Raw genomic sequence first — 4,396 nt, 5'->3', positions numbered from 1 at the left:
TCGCCACCGAAGCCACCGGGGCCGTTCGGACCGCCGGGACCGCCGGGTCCACCAGCGCCTCCGGGACCTCCCGGCGCTCCGGACCGGTTCGTCGGCTCGCCGCCGAAGGGGGGTATCGGCTCGGCCGGGCGGTTCATCTGTGAGGGGCGCGAACCCTGGTACTCGTAGGAGTCACCGCCGTACGTCGGACCGGGCGGCGGCTGCTGGAAGCGGGCCGCCGGGCTCGGGCCGGGGTTCGACGGGCGCGGGGCCGCCGGGGTGTACGAGGTCGCCGTGTTGGTGAGGAAGTTCCACCGGCACTCCTCGCAGAACGGCGCACCGCCCTCGCGGGGCGTACGGCACTGCGGGCACAGCTCCGCCTCGGCGGAGGCGTTCGGACGGCCACCGGGCGCGGGCGGCGGGAAGCCGTAGCCGCCGCCGGGGGGCGGTGGAGGGGGCGGGGGTACGGCACCGGCCATGCGGTGACCGCAGACCTCGCACCAGTCGTCGGAACCCGACTGGTGTCCGTTCGGGCAGGTCGGCATGTCGGCGCGTCCCCCTTTCGCACAGGGTCGTTCTGGGTCTGACGGAGTCGTGCTGGCTAAGTCACTTCTTTACACGAACAGTCTTTGTGGACCGTGTTTCGAGAGTCATCTCGTCGGCCTCCGCGACCTTCGCCTTCAGTCGCACAGTACCCGCCGCGGCGTCGACCACGTCCACCACCTTCGCAAGCAGTTTCGCAGTATCCGCGTTTCCGGAGACGCTGGCGAGCTGAACGGCCCGTCCCAGTTTGGCCGTTGCTCCATCGACATCACCCGATTTGCGGAGATCGAGGCCTTGTTGGATGACTTGCGCCAGTTCGGCCTGGCCGGTGTAGTGCGCGACCTGGGGGTTGATGGACGTGGACGCCACCATGTCGTCGGTCCACACGGCCTTCACCAGCCCCTGGGCGCCCAGGTTCTGCGTACTTCCGTCGGGCTGCGGGACGACCAGCGAGACCCGGGCGGCGAGCATCTCCTGGCCGATGCCGGCCTCGGGGACCTCGACACAGACGTGGTAGTCACGGGACTCGTCACCCCAGGACCCGGTGGGGTAGTCCCCGGCGCGCGGGCCCGCCTCGGTGCGGCGGTCGGTCAACTCCTCGACCCTGGGCGCGACTTGCTTGACGAACTTGATGGCGGTGCCCACCGGCGTCCACAGTCGCAGCGCGACGTCCGCGACCTCCTTGCCCATCGCCGTCTCCATCATCTGCGTGAAGTCGGTGGCGAGGTTCGTCGGGTCGGCGACGATGTCGGCCGTGCCGAGCAGCGTGGAGGCGATCCCTGTGACTTCTTTCACTTCCCAGTCGGTGCCGACACCCCGCGCGTCACAGGTGAAACGCCCGGCGCAGGAGTCGAGGGCCGCCTTCAGGTCCTCCGGCGACTCGTGCTCGTTGCGGCCGTCGGTCAGCAGGATGCCGTGGCGTATGGAGACGTCCGCCGAGGACAGCAGCCGGTCGGCGAGGCGCAGCCAGGTGCCGATGGCGGTACCGCCGCCCGCGCTCAGCTTGCGCAGCGCCTGCTTGGCCTGGTCGCGGGTCCTGTGGTCGGCGACCGCGAGCGCGCCGCCGCCCGGATAGACCTCCTTGGCGACATGCGTGCCGCCGATCACCGCGAAGTGCACCCCGTCGCGCAGGGTGTCGATCGCGGCGGCCGTGGCGTCCCGGGCGTTGCGCATCTTGGTCGGCGGGTAGTCCATCGACCCCGAGCAGTCGACCATGATCGCCACGGCGGCGTCCGGGCCCTGACCGGGCGCGTACAGATGGGGTGCCGCGACCGGGCTCCCCACGGTGCCGCCGCCGGTCGAGGTCACGGTGACGATCGCGTTGACCTCCCGGCCGCCCTCGGGCAGGTACTCGTTCTGGTACACGTCCACCGAGAACTGCGGCACGTTCGACTTCGAGAAATTGGCCATGCCTACTCTGATCCCCCTCAAGTGCCCCACCTGGATGGGGCGATGACTATGAGCGGACCGGTCCCCACCGGTCCGAGACCGTCCCCGTTTGCGCGGCCTCAGCCGGATACTGCCCCTTGCGGCGGGGCCGGGAACGGCACGACGGCCACTGTTACGTTGTCGTGGCCCCCGCCGTCCAGCGCGTGACCGACCAGGACCTGGGCGCTGTGCAGCGGGCGGACCATGGCATCGGGCGGTACGACCTCGGCCATCTCCTCGGCCGACTCCGCGTAGTTCCACAGGCCGTCCGTGCACACCACCACTACACCCGGCCGGTCCGGCTTGAAGGAAGCCGTGTGCGGCTCCAGTTCGTACGCGTCCGCGCCGAGCCAGCCGGTGATCGCGTGGGCGCGCTCGTCGGCGTAGGCCTCCGCCTCGCTCATCAGGCCCGCGGCGACCATCTGCGCCGCCCACGAGTCGTCCTCGGTGAGCCGGGCCGGCGGTGAACTGCGGTCCACCGGGATCCAGTAGGCGCGGCTGTCGCCGACCCAGCCGACCACGAGGAGGGCCGGGGTGACGACGGAGGCGACCAGGGTGCAGGCCGGCGCGTTCTGGTGCGGGGCGTGCTCGCGGGCCGTCGCGGGCTCCTCGGCAAGGGAGTTGACCGCGTGCGAGGCCGCGATGATCGCCTCGTGCATCGCCTGCTGCGGATGCGTGCCCTGCGGCAGCGTGGCCAGCAGCGACTCGCCCGCCTTCCGGGACGCGGCCAGCGAGGCCGCGTCGGGCCGGGTCGCCGAGGACACCCCGTCGCACACGACCGCCACGAGCGCGGGCGTCCCGTCGGGCAGCGCGCACTGTCCTACGGCGAAGGCGTCCTCGTTGCGATGGTGACGCAGCCCGCGGTCGCTGACCGCCGCCATCGGGCCCGACTCCTGTTCCATGTGGTCGCGTTCGCGGGGCTGGGCGTGCCCGCAGTTCTCGCAGTAGCCGTCGGGATCCACCCGGCCCGACCGGCAGGCCACGCACACCTTGGTGCCCTCGGCCGGGGTCGGCAGATCGGCGGCGACCCGCGGGTCCGGCGCCTGCAGCGGGTACTCGTCGGGCTCCGGCGGCCGGTCGAACCGTACGCCCGTGGCCGGGGAGACCGGTGAACCGGTCGGCGGCAGCGGGGAGTTGGACGGCAGCGGGGTGCCGCCCGAGTCGGTGCCGGCCAGATCGGTGGGCAGATGGACCGTCGGCGCGGTCTCGGCGCCCTCCGGCTGGGGGATCACGGGCCAGTTCACGTCCGTGGCCTCCTCGGGCGGGAGCGGTCCCGCGCCGTTCATGGTGAGCGTCGGGTGGTCGTCCGGCGGCGCGGGCACGGCCGACAGGTCGTACCCGCACGCGCCGCAGAAGCGGTCACCCGATTCGAGCGGCTCCTCGCAGCTCGGGCAGGCGGACAGCTGGGGCATCTGGGACATCAACTACACCCACGTCCGGGGGCGGTAACGGTTGGCACGTTCCACCAGGTCGATCCTCTCCTCGCCGCCCCGCGCCAGCCGGGCCAGCGTGCGGTACGAACGCTCCAGGCCGAAGCGGAGTCCCCGCTCGTCCAGCTCGTTGCCGAGCAGCTCCTGCCGCGTCGGCGGCACGGAACCCTGGCCTCCGGAGAGTATCCAGTCGAGCGCGCAGCCGAGGACCTCGGCCGACAGCTGCTCGCGCCGCACCGCGTCCAGACCGTATCCCTCCAGCGCTTCCACCTGTCCGGCGGACGCGGTCAGATCGTCCAGGAACGGCGTGTCGCCCGCCGTCGCGGTCCGCCGCCGAAGCCGCGCCCGTACGGCGGCCACCCGCGCCGCCGTGTAGTGGATCGAGGCCTCCGACACCGACTCCAGCGTCCGTACGGAACCCTGCCGGTCGCCGGTCGCGAGCTGGACGCGGGCCAGCCCGAAGGCCGCGCTCACATAGCTCGGGTCGGTCGACCACACCAGCCGGTAGTACTCGGCCGCGTTGTCCAGCTGTCCCAGCACCTCGGCGCACAGGCCGAGCGCCAGCTTCGGCGCGGGCTCGCCCGGGAAGGCGTCGTAGATCGCGTCGAAGGACAGGGCGGCGGCCTCGTAGTCGCGGGTCGCCAGCGCGGCCACGCCCCGGTACCAGACCACCCGCCAGTCGTCGGGCCGCTCGTCCTCCAGCTTCGCCAGGGCGTCCAGCGCGGTGTACGAGTCGCCGTTCTCCAGCCAGGCCCGGATCTGCCGCAGCCGGGTCTCCACGGACGGCGACGGCGCGGACGCGAGGGCGCCGAGCAGTTCGGTCGCCGCGGTCGTCATCAGCCCCGCCAGGAAGCCCGCGTTGGGGTCGGCCGGGTCGACGTGCGGGACGGGCAGGGCGAGTGCCACGGCGGGGGAGTCGACCTGCCTGACGATGTCCGGGGTGCCTCCGCCGTGTCCGTTGGCGGCGGCGGTGCCGTTCGGCCGCTCGGCGACCGCGGTGCCGACGGGACGCGGCG

At 72.5% G+C, this 4,396-nt stretch carries 3 protein-coding genes and 1 pseudogene; all 4 read right to left on the bottom strand.

What is annotated here, in order from left to right:
- A pseudogene (locus R6V09_RS47040) lies at positions 1-524 on the bottom strand (FHA domain-containing protein); the annotation flags it as partial.
- 61 nt (positions 525-585) lie between these two features.
- Positions 586-1,932 carry a vWA domain-containing protein gene (locus R6V09_RS47035; protein WP_317887595.1) on the bottom strand — a complete coding sequence of 449 codons (1,347 nt, stop codon included), beginning with the start codon at positions 1,930-1,932 and terminating at the stop codon, positions 586-588.
- Between the two features lie 98 nt (positions 1,933-2,030).
- Entirely contained in the window at positions 2,031-3,374 is a 1,344-nt protein-coding gene (locus tag R6V09_RS47030) for a PP2C family serine/threonine-protein phosphatase (RefSeq protein WP_317887594.1), read from the bottom strand.
- Positions 3,375-4,396: tetratricopeptide repeat protein (locus R6V09_RS47025; RefSeq protein WP_317887593.1), on the bottom strand; the 1,022-nt coding region annotated here is incomplete at its 5' end.

The sequence above is a fragment of the Streptomyces sp. W16 genome (genome assembly GCF_033194735.1).
Taxonomy (GTDB): Bacteria; Actinomycetota; Actinomycetes; order Streptomycetales; family Streptomycetaceae; genus Streptomyces.
This window is presented reverse-complemented; position numbering and strand designations above follow the sequence as displayed.

Excerpts from the sequence above, each read along its gene's own strand:
- R6V09_RS47035 (WP_317887595.1), bottom strand. The coding sequence starts at position 1,932 with ATGGCCAATTTCTCGAAGTCGAACGTGCCGCAGTTCTCGGTGGACGTG.